This window comes from Virgibacillus byunsanensis (assembly GCF_042675965.1).
Taxonomy (GTDB): domain Bacteria; phylum Bacillota; class Bacilli; order Bacillales; family Amphibacillaceae; genus Virgibacillus_R; species Virgibacillus_R byunsanensis.
In genome coordinates, this window is record NZ_JBHTKJ010000039.1 from 1 (window position 1) to 20,668 (window position 20,668).

Annotated in this window: 18 protein-coding genes and 1 other annotated feature; of the genes, 4 read left to right on the forward strand and 14 right to left on the reverse strand. The window is 35.1% G+C overall.

Annotation, left to right across the window (positions count from 1 at the left end; all coding sequences use genetic code 11):
• Nucleotides 1-347: 347 nt before the first annotated feature.
• Nucleotides 348-2,084, reverse strand: coding sequence for a sensor domain-containing diguanylate cyclase (locus ACFQ3N_RS14155; protein WP_390363188.1), 1,737 nt, complete (start codon nt 2,082-2,084; stop codon nt 348-350).
• Between the two features lie 100 nt (nt 2,085-2,184).
• The gene (locus tag ACFQ3N_RS14160) at nt 2,185-3,483 is read right to left on the reverse strand and encodes a bifunctional folylpolyglutamate synthase/dihydrofolate synthase (protein ID WP_390363189.1); all 1,299 of its coding nucleotides are present in this window, start codon (nt 3,481-3,483) and stop codon (nt 2,185-2,187) included.
• Nucleotides 3,484-3,552: 69 nt separating this feature from the next.
• On the opposite strand from ACFQ3N_RS14160, the gene ACFQ3N_RS14165 reads away from it, so the two are divergent.
• Nucleotides 3,553-4,452, forward strand: coding sequence for an ATP-grasp domain-containing protein (locus tag ACFQ3N_RS14165; protein WP_390363190.1), 900 nt, complete (start codon nt 3,553-3,555; stop codon nt 4,450-4,452).
• Nucleotides 4,449-5,300 carry an ATP-grasp domain-containing protein gene (locus ACFQ3N_RS14170; protein WP_390363191.1) on the forward strand — a complete coding sequence of 284 codons (852 nt, stop codon included), beginning with the start codon at nt 4,449-4,451 and terminating at the stop codon, nt 5,298-5,300. The genes ACFQ3N_RS14165 and ACFQ3N_RS14170 overlap by 4 nt, the downstream gene beginning before the upstream one ends.
• A 366-nt stretch (nt 5,301-5,666) precedes the next feature.
• On the opposite strand, the gene ACFQ3N_RS14175 is transcribed toward ACFQ3N_RS14170, so the two are convergent.
• Complete coding sequence (locus tag ACFQ3N_RS14175; protein ID WP_390363253.1) at nt 5,667-8,288, reverse strand: valine--tRNA ligase; 2,622 nt, start codon at nt 8,286-8,288, stop codon at nt 5,667-5,669.
• 68 nt (nt 8,289-8,356) lie between these two features.
• Nucleotides 8,357-8,588, reverse strand: a binding site (T-box leader).
• A 156-nt stretch (nt 8,589-8,744) separates the two neighbouring features.
• Between ACFQ3N_RS14175 and ACFQ3N_RS14180 the strand changes: the two genes are divergently transcribed.
• Nucleotides 8,745-8,933 (forward strand): hypothetical protein, encoded by a 189-nt coding sequence (locus tag ACFQ3N_RS14180; RefSeq protein WP_390363192.1) that lies wholly within the window; start codon nt 8,745-8,747, stop codon nt 8,931-8,933.
• On the opposite strand, the gene ACFQ3N_RS14185 is transcribed toward ACFQ3N_RS14180, so the two are convergent.
• The 8 genes from ACFQ3N_RS14185 to hemA all read right to left on the reverse strand — a co-directional run bounded on the left by ACFQ3N_RS14185 (nt 8,930) and on the right by hemA (nt 17,419).
• Nucleotides 8,930-9,946, reverse strand: a complete 1,017-nt coding sequence (locus tag ACFQ3N_RS14185; protein WP_390363193.1) for a hypothetical protein — start codon at nt 9,944-9,946, stop codon at nt 8,930-8,932. The genes ACFQ3N_RS14180 and ACFQ3N_RS14185 overlap by 4 nt on opposite strands.
• Before the next feature lie 87 nt (nt 9,947-10,033).
• The gene (gene spoVID / locus ACFQ3N_RS14190; RefSeq protein ID WP_390363194.1) at nt 10,034-11,050 is read right to left on the reverse strand and encodes a stage VI sporulation protein D; all 1,017 of its coding nucleotides are present in this window, start codon (nt 11,048-11,050) and stop codon (nt 10,034-10,036) included.
• Nucleotides 11,051-11,184: 134 nt separating this feature from the next.
• On the reverse strand, nt 11,185-12,474 hold the full coding sequence (gene hemL, locus ACFQ3N_RS14195; protein WP_390363195.1) for a glutamate-1-semialdehyde 2,1-aminomutase: 1,290 nt from the start codon (nt 12,472-12,474) through the stop codon (nt 11,185-11,187).
• A gap of 30 nt (nt 12,475-12,504) precedes the next feature.
• The gene (gene hemB / locus ACFQ3N_RS14200; RefSeq protein ID WP_390363196.1) at nt 12,505-13,479 is read right to left on the reverse strand and encodes a porphobilinogen synthase; all 975 of its coding nucleotides are present in this window, start codon (nt 13,477-13,479) and stop codon (nt 12,505-12,507) included.
• The gene (locus ACFQ3N_RS14205) at nt 13,476-14,267 is read right to left on the reverse strand and encodes a uroporphyrinogen-III synthase (RefSeq protein ID WP_390363197.1); all 792 of its coding nucleotides are present in this window, start codon (nt 14,265-14,267) and stop codon (nt 13,476-13,478) included. Before ACFQ3N_RS14205 ends, hemB begins: the two co-directional genes overlap by 4 nt.
• Nucleotides 14,267-15,196, reverse strand: a complete 930-nt coding sequence (gene hemC / locus ACFQ3N_RS14210; protein ID WP_390363198.1) for a hydroxymethylbilane synthase — start codon at nt 15,194-15,196, stop codon at nt 14,267-14,269. Before hemC ends, ACFQ3N_RS14205 begins: the two co-directional genes overlap by 1 nt.
• A gap of 19 nt (nt 15,197-15,215) precedes the next feature.
• Nucleotides 15,216-16,034, reverse strand: a complete 819-nt coding sequence (locus tag ACFQ3N_RS14215) for a cytochrome c biogenesis protein (protein ID WP_390363199.1) — start codon at nt 16,032-16,034, stop codon at nt 15,216-15,218.
• Nucleotides 16,035-16,048: 14 nt separating this feature from the next.
• On the reverse strand, nt 16,049-17,419 hold the full coding sequence (gene hemA / locus ACFQ3N_RS14220; RefSeq protein ID WP_390363200.1) for a glutamyl-tRNA reductase: 1,371 nt from the start codon (nt 17,417-17,419) through the stop codon (nt 16,049-16,051).
• A gap of 215 nt (nt 17,420-17,634) precedes the next feature.
• Here hemA and ACFQ3N_RS14225 point away from each other — a divergent pair, with 215 nt between their 5' ends.
• Complete coding sequence (locus ACFQ3N_RS14225; RefSeq protein ID WP_390363201.1) at nt 17,635-18,117, forward strand: LiaI-LiaF-like domain-containing protein; 483 nt, start codon at nt 17,635-17,637, stop codon at nt 18,115-18,117.
• Nucleotides 18,118-18,148: 31 nt separating this feature from the next.
• Here the strand turns inward: ACFQ3N_RS14225 and ACFQ3N_RS14230 are convergent, their stop codons facing one another.
• From ACFQ3N_RS14230 to ACFQ3N_RS14240, 3 genes are all read right to left on the reverse strand, one after another.
• Complete coding sequence (locus tag ACFQ3N_RS14230) at nt 18,149-18,889, reverse strand: amino acid ABC transporter ATP-binding protein (protein WP_390363202.1); 741 nt, start codon at nt 18,887-18,889, stop codon at nt 18,149-18,151.
• A 16-nt stretch (nt 18,890-18,905) separates the two neighbouring features.
• Nucleotides 18,906-19,568, reverse strand: coding sequence for an amino acid ABC transporter permease (locus tag ACFQ3N_RS14235; protein WP_390363203.1), 663 nt, complete (start codon nt 19,566-19,568; stop codon nt 18,906-18,908).
• 64 nt (nt 19,569-19,632) lie between these two features.
• Nucleotides 19,633-20,445, reverse strand: a complete 813-nt coding sequence (locus ACFQ3N_RS14240; protein ID WP_390363204.1) for a transporter substrate-binding domain-containing protein — start codon at nt 20,443-20,445, stop codon at nt 19,633-19,635.
• Between the last annotated feature and the right edge of the window lie 223 nt (nt 20,446-20,668).

Sequence of the window (20,668 nt, forward strand, 5' to 3'; positions counted from 1 at the left end):
CATACATTTAAAATACCACAGTGAAAGACACCATTGTAGGGGTAAAATTATATACTTTCTTATCTTTGAACAAAAGCTAGAAGCACCTTGAAAGACACGACAAGCATAAGCAGGTCACGTAGTGTGGATGCCTTTACCAAAGTCGAACTGCTTAATGTCCCCGAGTGTCTAGGCGCTGGAGCTGAACGTGGCTGATTCTGTAGATAAATATACATAACTTTCAAGTTATACTTTCTTTACTTATTAGAAAACATGGCATATCGCCAAGCCTTAATGGCGAATGCATTAGATGCACTTGCCTACTAAGTGGCCAGTGTTCATATTGTACAACTGGTCACTATACTGTGTTAAGATGTTTTCATTTCTTCATATACTGCTACTTTATTTCTACCTTTTTGCTTGGCACCGATATACATCGCCCTATCTGCATGACGAATTAACTCACTAGGTGTATCACAATGATCTGGATAACTAGCAACCCCAATGCTTGCAGTAATATAAATTTGAATAGTCTCATTATGACTAAATATATGGTTATGAACAGAAAATGCGGTATTAGATATGGTTTGCCGTAACGATTCAGCGATAGAAGAAGCCTTTTCCTGATTCACATGCGGAAGAAAGACGACAAATTCCTCCCCACCATATCTTGCAATTACTCCTGATCCGCCAACTCTATTTTGCAAAAGTTGCGCCATCTGACATAATACTTCATTACCTGCTTCATGACCATATGTGTCATTTGTCATTTTAAAATGATCCAAATCCAACAAAATCAGGGAAAAATATTCTTCTTCCTGAACACGATTTGTAACCGTTTCAAAATATTTTTCCAACATATCTTCGAAGTAACGATAGTTGTATAACTGCGTTAAACCGTCTTTTTCACTTTTGGATTTCGTTTCCTCATAGTTTCTTGCATTCTCAACAGCCACGCCCAAATAATTAGTTAATATATCTAATAATTGAAAATGAAATTTTTCATATGCTTTCCTCTGTCTTGAAACAATGGTTACTACACCTTTAATATTGTCACCATATTCAACGGGTAATGATAATACACTTTCACTATCAACTGGAATTTTAGAGCTTTTAAATGATGACCATTCTTTTCTACGCTTAAACATTATTGGCTCACCTGAATACCATACTTTTCCACTAATTGCTTCATTTTTTTCTAATAGCGAATGATCTGATTCAGTGTTGTGATTAACATCATAATATTGTTTCAGTTCTAATGTATCCCCATCATCACTTACAGTATAAATATAGGCATAATCTATTGGTAATAGATTTGTAATTTGCTCAATAAAGACATCATAAACTTGTGTAACTTCTAAACGTTTTGCTAACTGATGACCGATATCACTCGTGCGTTCTAAATATTTATTAATTTTTTGATAGGAATAAAGAAGCATTAGTATTACTGAAATAAATACAAATGGTATGCCCATAAATACAATAGCTGAGCGACCTATTTCTGAGTATAGTACTAATAAGACAAAACCAACCGGAATAACTAAAAGAGACGAGGTAAACTCCCAAATTAGTCCTCTATCAAACAACTTAACTTTCCTTTTATAGAAAAATGAATCGATCATTTTGTTTAAAAACTGGTTTACAATAAAAACAGTTATTGCATATCCAAAAATCGCCACAATCTCTCCACTGCTTTGATAATCGACAGCACCATGCTCTCCACCAATTAATGTATAAACACCTGCAGCTATTATCGATATAATTGAAAACATAAGCATATTTAAAGGGAAACGATATGCATCCTTTTTTGATAGACCAATCGTTAATAAAACAATTATAATGGCAAGTTGCGTTAGTATAATTTCTACGAAAAGTCCAAAAGTCAGAAATACAGCAAGGCTGATTCCATTAACAAAAAATATTTGATTATTATTTATAGTTAAAGGGAATAGAGCTACAATACACATAAAAATAGCAAATAAAACTATATCTATAAGTTGTCCATCGACATTTATGTAATAGTACTCATAGGATAACCACAAAATGAATGGCCACAATACACAACTAGCAATCCATAGCATATATATCTTTCGTTTTGCTACCATTTGCAAAAACTCCTATCCATAGCTAATTTTAACTATAAATCAACTGTGACTATAGACTCATTTTGTTAAAAATTTCAGAAAAATATATAAACCTATCATACTACAATCCATCTATCTTTTCAAAATGTTTTCTAACAGTTGCAATAAAGTGTAATGATCCTGTGAAAAAGTAACAATCATTACTATTAGCAGGATCATAATCTAACTTTTTAACAATTGATTCCCAATCTGAAACAAAGAATTTACCTTTGTTATTAGCTAGTTGATACAGGCTATCTGCCTTAACTGCTCTTGGATGATCAAAAGTAGTTAATATAATGGTTGAAAAATACGGGCTTAACTCATGAAGCATTTTCTCTATGTCTTTGTCTTTAAATACAGCAAAAACAAGATGCTTTTTACGATCTTTATATTTCGTAAGGACTGTTTCTATGAATGTTTTGACACCTGCTAGATTATGTGCACCATCTAAGATAATAGTTGGATCGTTTCGAATTATTTCAAATCTCCCATGTATTCTGGTACGGTAAATTCCTTCTAGAGCCTGTTGCCAATCCACCGCCATCCCACTTTGCTTTAACAGATCTAGTCCCATAATTGCTAAAGAACTATTCATTACTTGGTGTTTACCATGCATTTGAATGGTAACATCTACTGATAGTTGTGAATTAGAACTCCATTTATATGATTGGGTAGTTGGTGTCTGCTCTATTAACTTATATTGAAAATACTCCGTCAATTGATACATAGGAGAATTTTTAATCTGAGCTTCTCTACTCATGACAGTTAGTGCGGGCTCTTCTATTTCACCAATAACAACGGGTACTTTTTCTTTTATAATTCCAGCTTTATGATAAGCAATTTCTTCTAATCCATGTCCTAAAAAAGCAGTATGATCTTGTGAAACATTTGTTATAATAGATAAAATGGGTTGGAAGCAATTAGTTGTGTCTTCCCTGCCTCCCATTCCTGTCTCTATTATTGCGATATCAGTTTTATCTGCAAAATAAACAAATGCTAACGCGGTAATGATTTCAAATTCAGTTGGACTGTTGTCCGCTTTATCCATTTTATCTATAGCAGGGTACATCTCATTCATAACCTTTATAAACTCATCCTCAGTTATTTTAGAATGATCAATACATACATGACCGGTTAGACCATGTAAACTGGGAGATGTAAAGACACCAACACGGTAATGGTTAAATAAAAGTCCCTGTTTAAGATATTGAATGGTAGATCCTTTGCCGTTTGTGCCAGCAACATGAATCATTTTTATTTTATCCTGTGGATTATTTAGTAGTTCCAATAAACCATTTATTCTATCTAGACCTGGTTTAATACCTAGATTCTTTCTATTATTAAAAAAGAATTCTACAGCTTGAAAACTTTTGAACATAGTAACACCACTTTTCTTTGCAATTTTAACCTTAAAAGTATATCAAATATTATCTGAAAGGAAATAACAATGAGCTTACACGGATGGATTATTTATAATGGCCATTTACCTGCTACAAAGTTTTTAGACTTTGCCGAATGGTTACAGCTATCTGCATCAAACAAAAATATTACTACTCAAATTATAAAAAATAATGAATTGCTTTCGGTATTGAGTTCCGATTCACTTGATATAGTACAGGAAATTATTATAGATCTACCGGATTTTGTCATTTTTACAGATAAGGATATTTATTTAGCGAAACAACTCGAATTATTAGGAGTTCGCGTATTTAATTCCGCACAATCTATAGCTGTTAGTGATGACAAAATTGCTACTTATCAAATACTAGCACAACACCGATTACCGATTCCAAAAACCATTATTTCACCGAAGATTTTCTCTAACTTAAACCAAATTGATATTGGATTTTCTGATAAAATTGTGAAAATTCTGGGGTTCCCTATGATCATAAAAGAAGCTTATGGTTCTTTTGGCGAACAGGTTTATATAGTTAAAACAGTTGATGAGATGACCAAAAAGGTACGTGAGTTGGCAGGGAAACCTTTTATTTTCCAGGAGTTTATCGACTCTAGTTATGGTAAGGACATACGCTTACACGTAGTCGGTAATCAAGTTGTTGCAAGTATGCTACGAACCGCATCGAATGATTTTAGAGCAAATGTTTCTGCAGGCGGTACTATGGAACCATATTTCCCATCATCTTTCGAAAGGGAAACAGCAATTGCAGCAACAAAAGCCATTGGAGCCGATTTTGCCGGGGTAGATTTATTATTTGGTCCAAATCAAACACCTATCATCTGTGAAATTAATTCAAATGCACATATTCGCAATATGTACGACTGCACAAACATTAATGTAGCTGATTATATTATCGACTATATTACGGATTGGTTTGAGCATAAATGAAAAAAGGATGGATCATTTACAGAAAGAATGACGCTCAACAAAATAAAGCATATATTGAATGGTTTATAGAAGAAGCCTTTAAGCAAAATATGTCGCTAGAACTCGTTCTACGTGAGAATATAACTATAGGCATTCGAGACAATAAACAATCTGTTTTTGTACATAATGAACCAGCTTACCTGCCGACATTTGCAATTGTAAGAACCATCGAATCCCTATTAAATTTACATTTGGAAACACTTGGAGTACAAGTGTTTAATTCATCAATCATTTCTAATATATGTAATAACAAAGCCTTAACACATCATAAAGTTAGTTCGCTGCAAGTTCCTATGGTTGATACAATATTCACCCATAAAAGTGATGTCTTTGAAAGTCCACCTCTTCCTTTTCCATTTGTTCTAAAAGAAACGAGTGGCAGAGGAGGAAAACAAGTGCATTATATTAAAGATACTAAAGACTGGCAGAGATCGCTAGCTTTAATTACTACAAGTGATATTATTATACAATCCTGTAATGTGAAACTCGGTAAAGATGTACGTGTTTTTGTAGTAGGCAATGAAATTATTGGAGCCGTGCTGCGAGAAAGCACAAACGATTTCCGAGCCAACTTTAAACTTGGTGGAACTGCTAAGCTGTATCACCTTTTACCAACTGAAGAGATGTTGGTAAATAAAATAATTACCCATTTTGACTTTGGGATGGTAGGCATTGATTTTCTTATCGATCACAGTGGGAACTTTTTATTTAATGAGATTGAAGATATTGTTGGATCCAGAACTCTTAGTGCCGTTAGTAATAGTAATATCGTACAAAAATATGTGACACATATTAAAAATAATATCTAACATTAGAAAACTTGGCTTATCAACAAGCCTTAATGGTGAAAGCCTTAGTTGCACTTAGGTAGATTAGAAAGTTATATACTTTCTTTACTTTGAACAAAAGCTAGAAGCGCCCTTACAGGCTAAGTTATCCACGTCCTTGAAAAAGACAATACTTTTTCTGCGTGCGATGTTTTTTCAGGGAAGTTTTCCTTATCCTGTGGCGTCATGGTACTAGTACGTCCTCGAAAAAGGAGTTCGTTTTTTCATCGCTGTCGAAGCTGGACGTGACTTACACAGTCAATAAATTATCAACGGGCTCCAAATTTTATTATTCCTAAGCTACTAAAAAGAGGAATTTCATAAATTGATGAAATTCCTCTTTTTGTATTATGATTTTAATTCTGCTAGTCGTGCTTTAACCTTTGCATGCTTTTCAAGATAATCTTGCTCTTTTTGTTTTTCTTCATCTACCACAGCTTGTGGTGCTTTTTTAACAAAGCCATCGTTAGCTAATTTCTTCTGAACTCGCTCCACTTCTTTTGACCACTTATCTAATTCTTTTTCCAAGCGATTAATTTCTTTATCAAAGTCAATCAATCCTTCAAGTGGAAGGAACAATTCAGCTCCTGTTACAACAGCTGACATTGCTTTATCTAATGCATCAACTTTAACAGCGATGGTTAGTTCACTGGTATTACAGAAACGCTCTAGGTAGTGACGGTTGATTTCAAGTTCATCAACAATTGCTTCGTTTTCTCCTTGAATCAGTAGACTAATTTGTTTTGACATTGGTGTATCAACTTCAGATCGAATATTACGTACTGCCTTAATAATAGCTACTAGTCGTTTCATTTGTTTTGAAGCTATTTCATCATGAAATTCATCCTGTACTTTAGGCCATGCAGCAACTGTAATCGACTTACCCTGATGTGGCAATTGCTGCCAGATTTCTTCCGTTATGAATGGCATGTATGGATGGAGCATACGCATTGTTTGATCTAATACATAGGCTAAAACAGATCTCGTCGTTTTCTTTTTAGCTTCGTCTTCACCATATAGTGGCAATTTAGCCATTTCAATATACCAATCACATAATTCATCCCAAATGAAATTATATAGATGGCGACCCGCTTCACCAAACTCATATTTATTCGTGTTTTTCGTTACTTGTTCAATCGTTTCATTTAAGCGAGTTAAAATCCATTTATCTGCTAATGACTTTTCGCCTGATAAATCGATATCCTCGTATTTGAAATCTTGCATATTCATTAATGAAAAACGAGATGCGTTCCACACTTTGTTTGCGAAGTTCCATGTGGCCTCAATTTTCTCCCAATGAAAACGTAAATCTTGACCTGGTGTTGATCCTGTTAGTAGGAAGTATCGTAGTGAATCAGCACCGTATTTTTCAATTACATCCATAGGGTCGACGCCATTTCCTAGTGACTTACTCATTTTCCGTCCTTCTGCATCCCGAATTAAACCATGTATTAAAACATCTTTAAATGGTCTTTTCCCCGTAAACTCTTTCGCTTGGAAAATCATTCGTGCAACCCAGAAAAAGATAATATCATACCCCGTTACTAATACATCTGTAGGGAAGTGTCTTTTAAAATCTTTTGCATCCGTATCTGGCCAGCCCATTGTAGAAAATGGCCATAAAGCAGATGAAAACCACGTATCTAAGACATCTTCATCCTGACTCCAATTTTCAATATCACTAGGAGCCTCTTTACCAACATATAGTTCATTTGTTTCTTTATGATACCAAGCAGGTATCCGGTGTCCCCACCACAGCTGACGGGAAATACACCAATCACGAATATTTTCCATCCAATGTAAATACGTCCGTTCAAAACGGTCGGGCACAAAATTAACTTTGTCATCACCTTGTTGTAACTCAATTGCTTCATCAGCTAATGGCTGCATATTCACAAACCACTGTGTTGATAAGTACGGTTCAACAACAGCCCCACTACGTTCTGAATGACCTACTTGATGCGTACGTTCTTCAATCTCAAATAATACCTGTTGTTCTTGAAGATCCTTTACAATTTGCTTGCGGCATTCAAATCGATCAAGTCCTTCGTATTTACCAGCATTTTGATTCATGGACCCATCTTCATTCATAACAAGTACTCGTTCTAAATTATGACGGTTTCCAATTTCAAAATCATTTGGGTCATGAGCAGGTGTGATTTTTACAGCTCCAGAACCTAACTCCATATCAACATAATCATCTGCAACAATTTCAATTTCACGTCCAACAATGGGCAGTTTCACTTTTTTACCAACAAAGTGTTTGTAACGTTCGTCTGTAGGATGAACGGCAACTGCGGTATCACCTAACATAGTTTCTGGGCGAGTGGTTGCAATTTCAATCGTTTCATCACTGTCTAGAATGGGATAGCGCATGTGGTAAAACTTACCTTGAACTTCTTCGTAGATTACCTCAATATCAGATAATGCTGTCTTTGTTTTGGGATCCCAATTTATAATATATTCCCCACGATAAATTAAACCTTTTTCATATAATTTAACAAATACTTCCCGTACTGCGTTGGATAACCCATCATCCAACGTAAATCGTTCTCTGGAATAATCGAGTCCAAGACCCAACTTTTCCCATTGTGAGCGAATGAAATCAGCATATTCCTCTTTCCAGTCCCAAGCAGTTTCTAAAAACTTTTCACGCCCTAAATCATAACGATTTTTACCTTGTTCTTTTAACTTTCCCTCTACTTTTGCTTGTGTTGCTATTCCTGCGTGGTCCATACCGGGCAACCATAGTACATCATAACCCTGCATTCGTTTCATGCGGGAAATCGTATCCTGCATGGTTGTATCCCATGCATGCCCTAAATGTAATCGTCCAGTTACATTCGGTGGAGGAATAACAATCGTATACGGTTCTTTTTCTTCATCTCCTGTTGCTTCAAAAAACTTTCCATCTACCCAAAACTTGTATCGTCCCTCTTCAATTTCTTGCGGATTGTACTTTGTTGGCATAGAAATCTTCTGTTCATCACTCAACCTTAATTCCTCCTTTAACAATAAAAAAACCCAATCCATCCTATAAAAAGGACGAAAAGGGTATTATTCCGTGGTACCACCTTTGTTTACAAGTCAGTAACAACTTGCACACTCATTAAATTTAGTAACGGAAATTATCCGGCATTTCTTCTACTCTATTCAAAGAAGCAGCATCAAGGGCGACCTTCCAAAATAATGTTTCCTGGGAAATTTTCAGCTCACGATTTCCCTCTCTTTAGGTGATTATTTTGTACTCTTCCCTATCATCACATTTCAAATATTCTATTCCTACTATCTATATAACATTTTATCGATAAATGGATATAAAATCAACTGTTAGTATACGTATTGCACAAAACACATGTATGTATACATATTATATTAAATAATAACGAACAAGTGAAATGAATTTTGAAAAAAGAGGTGATTGAGTTGGCAAGATACTATCGTTATAGGTTACCACCTTGGGCAAGAAATTGCATTATAGTTGTGGAAAGAGTTACGTTACCTATCTTAATTTTCCAATTAATTCGTACGTTGCTTTTTCCTTCGTCATTAGATGTTTTCTTATTAGGAATCTTGGTAGGAATATTTATTGCCTTTTATTTAGAATGGATTTAGCTTTCTAAAGACTCATCAAATAAATCTGGTTCTATTAATGTCTCTGCTTTCTGTGACCATTTAAAACCAAATATTAACTGACGATAGGCACGCTGTAGACGTTTATTTTTTTCAATCATTGTCGTTGTTGTCGTATTTTTTGTGTATGCATTTACATTTGATATGTAACTGGATGGATCTAATAAATAAATGGCTAATAAAAGTAACTCATATTTGCTTAAATTATTTTCATTGATATAAGTAGAAAATTGCTCAATAAGTAATTCGGTATGATTGTCGTAATAAGTTGCTTGTTCTTTATATAAATATGACAAGTCTGAAATGCTATTCCCAATATAAGCTTTTTCCCAATTCAGTAATGATGTATTTTCGTTATGAACCATATGGGAGAATTTTAGTTGACCATGACACAAACTAGTATTCCACTCAGATTGGTTTTGTAACTCCTCTATGAGCTGATCGACACGCTTGTTAAGTTCTTTTAAAATCATTTCAATATCTCGATATTGTGAGCAAACCTGTAATTCAAATGGAGACATATATCTACTCTTCTCAAAATGTTCAACATAGCTTAATAGATTTTCTTGAATTTTTTCACAGAATGATGTTTTGTAATCTCTAAATTCACGTAATGCCTTCGGTGAATCAAATGGTTGAGGTTGTTTCGTACTATGGTGAAGTTTACCAATACAACTATAGATATTGTTTATAGCGGTTTTATCGTCAATTTGTTTCCTTTCAATCCAAGGGGATATGTACCAAATTTTCTGATCAAGTTCTAAATATAACTTCCCTTCTGCTGTTAAATAAACTGGTAGAACGTAGGTTATGTTTTTAGAATATGCTTCATGATAGACCTTTTCCCATGTAGAAATAACCTCCATTGTTAACGAACTCTTCTTTACCGCAAAAGTATAGTGTGAGTCGCTAACTTTATAAAGACGATCTGTTATTTTTTCAATGTATGTTGGTCGTATGGAATATCCTCTTAAAACTTTTTGGATCGTATTCATATGCCTACACCACCTTGGAAGAAATCGATAATTAATCTTTAAACTAGATACCCCTTGCCACAAAGTCAAGGGGTAATTTGTTGTTTCTTATTTATTAGTAAAAGGTATATAAAGTAACTGTCCTTCTGAAATCTGATCATCTGGTAAGCGATTTTGCTTGAGAAGTTGTAATGCAGATACTTTATAACGTTCTGCAATCGTTTCTATGGTATCCTTTTCCTGAACGATACATAGTTTCATTTTTGCATACTTCACATCTTCGTCTTGTCTAAACATATCCGATAAATAACGAACATCTTTTACTTCATCAGAGCGACTCTCCATGCCTTCATATAGATCATCGGATTCAGCAAGGTCCATAAGATCTGGTGATGGTTCATCAGGAGAAGGTGGCTCTTGTGGCTCTTGTGGCTCAGGTTCCTTCTTGAAAAACTCGGAAAGAGATTGAGTCTTTGTATACTTCCATCGCTCTTTTTCTGGTTCATCCTTTTTTGTTTCTACCTTTTCTGTCTCTGGAGAAGATAATGTATTTGTTCCTAATTCCTCCATCTCTTCTGGAGATTCCAAGTCTTTTTTATTTTTGAGTTCAAACTGGAATGTTTCTGCTTTCCCATCTTCCTTCTCTCCCTGAAGTGCATAATTGGGATCCCGATCCACTTCATCCTGTATTCCATGAATTTCAATAGTGGAACTTAATTTTAACTGACTTTGATTTGGAACTTCATAATCAAAAGATTCAATACTTACTGTTACATCATTAAGATCCGCTACACGATACGTTGGAACTGAAATTTCCACTGGGAATCGATGTGAAAATTCCGCTTGGTTATCATCAGTATCCACAACCCTTTCTACATATCTTCTTGAATGATAATCATCAAAGTGGAGCAGATCTTCTTCTTCGTCTTCCTCAAATGTGGTAGCTACTTTCTGATATTCTCCACGAAGTTCTATTACACCTCTGATTGAAATATATTCATTAAATGGTTGAATAGATATTTCTGGGTCAAGGGATATGCCCATCATTTCTGCAACTTCCTGTCCCTTTTCAAAATAAAGTGATTCCCTTAAATCAAAACTAAACACGGCTCGATCATTTGACACATGTCTTCCTCCCTTCAACACACATATTCCATGTGCATATATGTCTTAGTTCACTATATGAAAAAGACTCTAAGGTTATGCTTAGAATAGAAAAAAGCCATCCAAACGGATGGCTTTTTAGAAGTATATATTACTTACTTCTCTATTTTAGAAAACGCATTTCTAACAGCTTGAATCGTTTTATCAATATCCTCATCTGTGTGTGCAGTTGACAGGAATAGACCTTCAAACTGTGATGGCGGTAAAAATACACCTTCATCTATCATAGATCTGTAATATTGTGCAAAATAGTTCAGGTTAGCTTGCTGTGCTGAATTATAGTTGGTTACTGCTTCATTTGTAAAGAAGACACCTACCATAGAACCAGCCCGGTTGATTTGTAATGGAATGCTAAAATCAATGGAGGCCTGTTTAAAACCAGCAACTAATTTATCCACTTTTTTATTAATTTCATCGTATGAAGATTGGTTTAGTGCACTTAATGTTTCGTAACCCGCTGTCATAGCTAGTGGATTTCCTGAAAGTGTACCAGCTTGATATATAGACCCTGTTGGTGCTACTTTTTCCATAATTTCACGTTTCCCACCATATGCACCTACTGGCAGACCACCACCAATAACTTTTCCTAAACATGTTAAATCAGGGATTACGCCAAAGTGTCCTTGTGCACAATTAAACCCTACACGAAATCCAGTCATTACTTCATCAAATATTAATACTGTTTCATTGTCTTCCGTGATTTTTCGGAGCTCTTGTAAGAAGTTCTCCATAGGTGGTACCACACCCATATTCCCTGAGACAGGCTCAACGATTACTGCAGCAATATCATCTCCATAGTTCTCAAATGCATAACGCACACTATCCACATCGTTATATGGAACCGTAATTGTATTTTTGGCAATTGCTTCAGGTACCCCTGGGCTGTCAGGGAGTCCTAAAGTTGCAACACCTGAACCTGCTTTAATAAGTAATGAATCTCCATGACCATGGTAGTTTCCTTCGAATTTCAAGATTTTATCACGTCCAGTGTGCCCTCTTGCTAGACGTAATGCACTCATGGTTGCTTCCGTTCCAGAGTTTACCATCCGTACCATTTCAATAGATGGGACCCGGTCAATAACAAGTTGTGCTAATTTATTTTCTAAAAGAGTAGGAGCACCGAAGCTAGTTCCTTTTTCTACCGATTCTTTTAATTTAGTGACCACTCGTTCATCTGCATGTCCTAAAATAAGAGGTCCCCAACTTAATACATAGTCAATATACTCATTACCGTCAATGTCTGATATTTTGGATCCTTGTCCAGATTCCATAAATATAGGTGACATTCCAACTGATTTAAAAGCACGTACAGGGGAGTTTACCCCTCCAGGCATTAAATCAACTGCTTCCTTATACGCATCTACTGATTTGTTAAAGTTTCCCACTAGTAACCACCTCACAAACTATATTTTGTACTATTCATTCAACCATTTTGCAATATCTTTCGCAAAGTAAGTAATAATTAAATCAGCTCCAGCACGCTTCATTGCTGTTAGCTTTTCGAAAACTAATTCTTTTTCATCAATCCAGCCTTTTAATGCAGCAGCTTTTACCATGGCATATTCTCCGCTTACATTATAAGCAACAATTGGTGCGTTAAAATTATTCTTTACATCGCGAACAATATCCAGATAGGACATGGCTGGTTTTACAATTAAAAAGTCTGCACCTTCTTCTATGTCTGATGCTGCCTCACGAAGTGCTTCTTGACGATTGGCAGGGTCCATTTGATAGGTTTTTCGATCGCCAAATTGAGGAGTACTATCAGCTGCATCCCTAAATGGGCCATAAAACGAGGAGGCATATTTAACTGCATATGCCATGATAGGAATAGATGTATAACCCGCTTCATCCAATGCTTGTCTAATAACCGTGACATAACCATCCATCATATTAGATGGTGCAATAATGTCAGCTCCTGCTTCCGCTTGGGAAACTGCTGTTTTAGCTAATAACGTTAGTGACTCATCATTATCAACATCATCGTTATGGATCACTCCACAATGACCATGTGATGTATATTCACATAGACAGGTATCTGCAACAACCAACAATTCAGGAACTTCCTTTTTAATAAGTCTTGTTGCTTTTTGAACAATACCACCATTTACAAATGCTCCTGTACCATGTTCGTCCTTCTCATTTGGTACACCAAATATAATAACTGCATGAACTCCTAAAGCGTTTAACTCCCTCATTTCATCTACCACTCGGTCAAGAGAAATTTGAAAAACACCAGGCATAGAAGGTACTTCATTTATTACATTTTCTCCTTCTACAATAAAAATCGGATAAATTAAGTCATCAGTTGTTAGTTTGTTTTCTCTAACCATTGAACGCATTGCAGCAGAGGAGCGTAACCTTCTGTGTCGCTTAAAATTATTAGTCATTCCAATCGATCCCTTCCCATGATTTTACGTATTACATCTATCATTCCCTCAGTGGTAAATTCAGATGGTGTTATTGTATTTGTAAATCCTAACTCCATAGCTTTATTCTCGGTTGTTGTACCTATACATACACAAGCTGTACTTTTCAACTTAGATAAATATCTATCATCATTTTTCAATTCTATAAATGCTTCTACAGTAGAAGGACTCGTGAATGTAAGAAAATCTAGATCCTCTGTGACACATAATTCATTTAATTTTGTTTTGATTTGATAATTAAAATTTGTTTCATAAACTTCAAGGTTATCACAAGGAATATTTTTTTTGGAAAACTCTTTTTGCAAGACATCCCGCGATCTATTCCCTTTGATAACTAAAACCTTTCCATTTACGTTAGCATGTGTGGCTATAAACTCATGAGCCATCACATCTGCGTTATATGTAGAGGGGATAAACTGTGCTGAATATCCGTATTCTTCTAAGACATGTGCAGTTTTATCCCCAACAACTGCAATTTCTAATGCCTTTAACTCAGGAAAACGAATTCCTAGATTATTTAGGCATTTAAAGAAACAATGAACTCCGTTAGCACTAGTGAAAAATAACCAATTATATGTTTCCATGCGATTTATGATTTGTTCTTGTTCTTTACTATATTTACATGAAATTTTTAAAAGTGGAACCTCGACAGGAGTTCCGCCATTTACTAGAATCTTCTCGACAAATTCTTTCGCTTGATCTTTTTCTCTTGTAACGAGAATTGATTTTCCATGCAATAAAGAAGACATTACTTGTCAAGCTCCTCTTTCACATCTTCAACAATCTTCTTTGCACCTTGCTTAATGAGCTTATCCGCAGCTTCTTTACCAACAGCTTCTGGATCTGTTCCTCGAACTATCTCTTTCAAAATGGTATCCCCATCAGGAGTACCAACTAGTGCGGTTAAAATAATTTCGTCCTGTTCCAGGTAAGCATAGCCTCCAATTGGAATTTGGCAACCTCCCTCTAACAAGTGAAGAAAAGTTCGTTCTGCAGTAACTGTTTTTGTTGTATAGTCATCATTTATCTTATCCAACAATTCACGTAGTTCTTGGTCATCCTCCCGGCACTCAATTGCTAATGCCCCTTGACCAACTGCCGGAACACAAATTTCAGGTGATAGGTATTCTGTAATAAGTTCTTCACTTAATCCCACACGCTTTAAGCCAGATACGGCTAAAATAATCGCATCGTAATCTTCATCTTGTAATTTTCTCAAACGTGTTTCTATATTTCCACGAATCCATTTAACCGTAACATCCGGTCTTTCTGCCAACACTTGTGCTGAACGGCGTAGGCTACTAGTTCCTACAATAGCACCTTCTGGCAAATCTTTTAAGGCTACATTATTTTTAGCAATATATGCGTCTCTATGATCTTCACGCTCTGGTATTGAAGTGATAATCAATCCTTCTGGCATACTAGAAGGCATATCCTTCATACTATGTACAGCTAAATCGATTTCTTTATTATACATAGCCTGCTCAATTTCTTTAACAAAAAGGCCTTTACCTCCTACTTTTGACAATGTTACATCAAGAATTCGATCGCCTCTTGTAACAATTTTTTTGGTTTCAAACTCATTTTTTACACCAGCTTTTTTCAACTGATCAATAACCCATTCCGTTTGGGTTAATGCTAAATTGCTTTTCCTTGTACCAACAATAATCTTACGCATAATTTATCCTCCTAAAGTGTTAAAAATGAAAGTTTGACAGTAAATTAAACAAAAAGAAATTTATTAATAAAATTAGAAATGCTGCTGCGTTATAAATGGATATCGCCTTTCCCTGATATCCTTTTACAATACGTAAGAGCAAATATACCGTATAAACTGCTAATACTAGTAATGATCCAATTGTCTTTAAATCAAACCAATAGAATTCAGCATTTGCACTATAAGCCCATACCACACCTAAAATAACCCCAATTAATAAGGAAGGTACACCTAAGGTTACTGCTTTAAATGAGTATATGTCTAAACGTTTTAAATCCCCGAATCTCCACATCCATCGCAAACCTTGTTTGTTTTTCAAAAAATGGTATTGGACAATATACATAACTGAAAACAAAAATGATAACGTGAAGAAACCATATGAAATAATAGCCAGCGATATATGTGTAATTAGGATTTCATTAACTAGTTGAATTCCATTAGCATCCATATGCTGTTGTGCTCTTGTTAAAATGTATAAAAGAAGTATAAAAAATCCAAATACATTGGTGAAAAATACAATAAAGTGAATGGGAAAAAGGCGATTAATAACTAGTGAGAATGTAACGAGTACCCACGCATAAAAAAACAGACCATCATACAGATTTAAAACGGGAAAGCTTCTTTCTATAAACACCTGATCTAATAGAAAAATAGTTTGGATAAGCCAAACCATACTAAGTAACCAGAAGGCTACTTTGTTCGCCTTCCGGTTATGTTGAATAAAATCGATAAAGTACCCGATCAAGCTTAAACCATATATAATAATAATGATTTCATATAGCCATTTCGTTTCAAACATAAGTAAATCCTCTCTTACCGCGCGGTCATATTTTTAACAAACGGAAAGGATACTTTTTCATTTTTAGTTGTAACAAGCTTCTCGTTTTTCTTTGCTTGTTTTTCTACTTCAATTTCAAGTTCTTCTTGTATTCCAAAGATATCTACAAACAATTCTAGAGCGTCTTCGGCCTTGTCACTTGCAGCTAATTCTTTAGCTTGTGTAACGGGCTCTTTTAAAAGTTGATTAATAATACTTTTTGTATGCTTGTTTAACACCTTTTTCTCACGAGCAGTCAAATCAGGCATTTTTCTTTCAATACTTTGCATGGTATCTGCTTGAATAGATAATGCCTTTTGACGTAGAGCTGAAATAATTGGGACTACACCCAATGTCTGCAACCATTCCTTAAACGTAACGATTTGTTCTTCGACCATGATTTCGATTTTTTCAGCCGCGGCTTTTCTAGATGCTAAATTCTTATCAACAATATGTTGTAGATCGTCTATATCATATAAAAAGACACTATCCAATTCGCTGATCTTAGGATCCAGATCCCTAGGTACAGCTATATCAACTAAGAAAAGTGGACTTCCTTTACGTTTCTTTTGTATCGGTTCTAATTCCTCTTTCGTTAAAACAACTGAATCAGATCCAGTAGAACTAATTACTATATCTGCATCTTTAATAACATTTAATAATTCATCTGATTTTGCAGCTTTTGCGTTAAACTTCTCGGCGAGAATTTCTGCTTTTTCAAACGTACGATTCACCACAGTAATTTCAGTAGCACCTGAACCATGAAGGTTTTTTACAGCTAACTCACCCATTTTTCCTGCACCATAAATAACAACCTTCTTTTTCTGTATATCACCAAATATTTTTTTAGATAATTCAACAGCAGCATAGCTTACCGAAACTGCATGTTCACCAATTGCAGTATCTTTATGAGTTCGTTTAGCAAAAGTTATGGCTTGCTTAAATAATTCATTAAATATAGTACCAGTAGTTTGCTGATCTTGAGCAGTTTGAAATGCCTGTTTCACTTGTCCTAATATCTGGGTTTCCCCTAAGACCATTGAATCAAGTCCTGTGGACACACGAAAAAGATGCTCAATAGCACCATCACTTTCAGCAATTTGTAAATAAGAAGAAAACGCTTCTTTGTCTACCTGAAACCAATCTGATAGAAATTGTTTGATATAATATCGTCCAGTATGAAGTTGATCAACCACTGCAAAAATTTCAGTACGGTTACAAGTAGAAACAATAACATTCTCCAGAATACTTTTTTGTGTATTCAAATGTACCATTGCTTTATCCAAAGTATGCTCTTGGAATGTTAATTTTTCCCTAATTTCTACAGGGGCCGACTTATAGTTTAATCCAACTTTTAGTATATGCACTTTTATACCCCCAAAATGCTTAAAACATTAAATATATTCTAATCCTATTATAACACGGGAAACCTGACATATTTTTGGAAAATGTGAACAGATTTTGAAACAATTATGATAGGATAAACGTATATTGATAATTAACTCGTTTGTACTCTATCATATACGCAAGTTAGAAGCAAGAAATCGACATATTTCACCGAATATTGAATTGAGGTTATTACATGAAAAAACAAAACACATTTGCAGCATATATTCTTATTGGGATTGGTATATACTTTCTTTTAAGAGAGTTAAGAATACCAATTATCACTGATTTCTATTCCTGGCCTACGTTACTAATTATAATTGGATTAGCAATTCTTATTTATAGTTATTCTGCCAAGGATTATCAACATTTATTCAGTGGAACTATTGTATTAGGGATCGGTATTCATTTTCATGGGTTAAACCATTATGCATTTTGGATTGATCATTGGGCAGTTTATATACTTATAATTGGAATTGCCTTTTTTATCCGGTACCTAAGGACAAAACAAGGCTTATTACCTAGTGTTATACTAGTCGTTATATCCCTTATGATGATCTTTTCTCTTCAACTCCCTGCATGGTTTAGTTGGATTTATGTTGTATTTGATTACCTTGACTCGTTTTGGCCAATCATACTAATTGGTGTTGGACTATATTTGTTAAAAAAGAAAAGGTAAACCTTCATGCAAGGGTTTACCTTTTCAGTACTTATAAAATGGAACTTAAAAATGCTTGTGTTCGTTCTTCTTTGGGATTATCGAAAAGTTCATTAGGTGGGCCGTATTCCACAATCTTGCCATCATGCATATAAAACACCCAATCTCCTACTTCACGAGCAAAGCCCATTTCATGTGTAACGACTACCATTGTCATACCTTCTTCAGCAAGTTCCTTTATCGTAGAGAGAACTTCCCCCACCAATTCCGGGTCTAGTGCAGATGTTGGTTCATCAAAGAGCATGACATCTGGTTTCATAGCCAAAGCACGAGCAATTGCAACACGTTGCTTCTGTCCACCAGAAAGTGTTGACGGGTACACATCGTATTTATCGCCTAAGCCAACTTTGTCCAGAAGTTCTTTGCCTTCTTTTATAGCTTGTTCCTTCTTAACATCTTTCACTTGTGTCGGAGCTTCAATGATATTTCCGAGTACCGTTTTATGAGGGAATAAATTAAAGTGCTGAAATACCATACCTACACGTTGTCTAACATTGTTCAGATTATGTGTGTGTAGTTCAATTTGTTCATTTTCAATAATAATTTCACCACTATTTTTTATTTCCAAAAAATTCAAACACCTTAATAAGGTGCTTTTTCCTGAACCACTCGCACCAATTAATACAACTACATCACTCTCTCTTACGGTTAAATCAATATCTTTTAAAACATGTAAGTCCCCAAATGATTTATTTAGTTTGTCTACCCTAATCATTTCTTGTTTTTCGCTCATACTTAGCCTCCTTTCCTTAATCGCTTTCAGCCAATTTTTTTTCAATCTTATTTACTATTAATGTAAGAACTAACACAATGAATAGGTAATATACCGCTACTGTTAAATAATAAGGGAGATAATCAAAACTATTTGCCCCTTGAGAGCTGGCAACACCAAACAACTCCTGCATGCCGATAAAGGAGACTAGCGAGGAATCTTTAATACCAATAATAAACTGGTTACCAAGCGAAGGTATTGCCCTACGAAATGCTTGTGGCAAGATAATTCTTCGCATGGTTAAACCTTTGCTCATACCAAGAGATCGTCCAGCTTCTGTTTGGCCTTTATCGATTGATTGAATTGCGCCACGAATAATCTCTGCAATGTATGCCCCACTATGAAAAGCAAGTCCTGCTGCCCCTGCCCAGAACATAGGGATTAGCAAAATATCGGTCAATCCATAGTAAAGAACAAAAATTTGCACGATAAGTGGAGTGCCACGCACAATCCATATATAAGCATCCGCTATCCATTCTAGAATTTTTATATTTGAGATCTTAAGAATTGCAAAAAATAATCCAATCACAAAAGCAATTAATAAGGAAGCTACAGATAACTTAAATGTAATCCAGAGTCCATCCATAAATACGTCCATACTGTTTATAAATACATCAAAAAAATGTAAAACTGCATCCAACTATTTCAACTCCTTAAAAGGGACAAATGTGCGCATTTAATATGCGCACATTCATTATTTAATATTAATTTATTTCTTCAGGCTCTTGTGTAATATCTACACCGATCCATTCTTCTGCTAGTGCTGCAAGCTCACCACTTTCTTTCAGTTCTTCTAGAGCAACGTTAATATCTTCTAATAATTTTCCATTTTCCTTGTTTATTGCTACAGCTTGTTCACTAACACCCAACTGTCCTCTGTTCTCAACTTCTAATCCACTTTCAATAGCTGTCTGTCCTGTAATATCGTCAGTAATTACAGCATCATGGTGACCTTTAGCTAATGATTGAATTGCAACAACATCGCTATCAACTTGTGGGATATCATCTGTGTATTCTTGTGCCATTTCCACGTAAGTAGAACCTCGGGAAACAGAGATTTCCTTACCTTCTAAATCATCTGCTGATTGAATATCACTATCAGGCCTAGTATAAATAACAGGACCAGAATAATAGTAAGGTTCTGTGAAATCCACTTGTTCTAAGCGTTCATCTGTTATGGTATGACTTGCAACAGCTATATCATAACGACCTTCATTTACCCCAGTAACTATACCAGCAAACTTTGCCTTTTTTTGGACTGCTTCCAATCCTAATTTCTCTGCAATTGCTTCGGCAACTGCTATATCGTATCCGATCATTTCGCTACCCTCCATATAACTGAAAGGTTTGAATTCTCCAGAAGCAGCAAATGTAAGCTTGCCATCTTCAATAAGATCATACTCAGTACCGTTATTATCGCCAGAGTTACTTTCTTCATCGTTAGAATTATCAGATCCACAAGCAGCTAAAAATAATATCAATAAAATGAAATAAATCGTAATATTCAGTTTTTTCATTGTTTAATCCCCTTTTCGTAGATTTTTAATTTCACATTTAGATTTACATCCTGTAAAGGACCCATATTTAAAATTATATCAATAATATCTATGCTATTCTAATCCCTGAATACTTAATTTAACTTGATAAACCCATATTTACTATCATCTATGAACTATATCTCTTAATAACTTATATATCATTTACAATACTTGACTATCCTCCTTAATACTCAAAATTTTC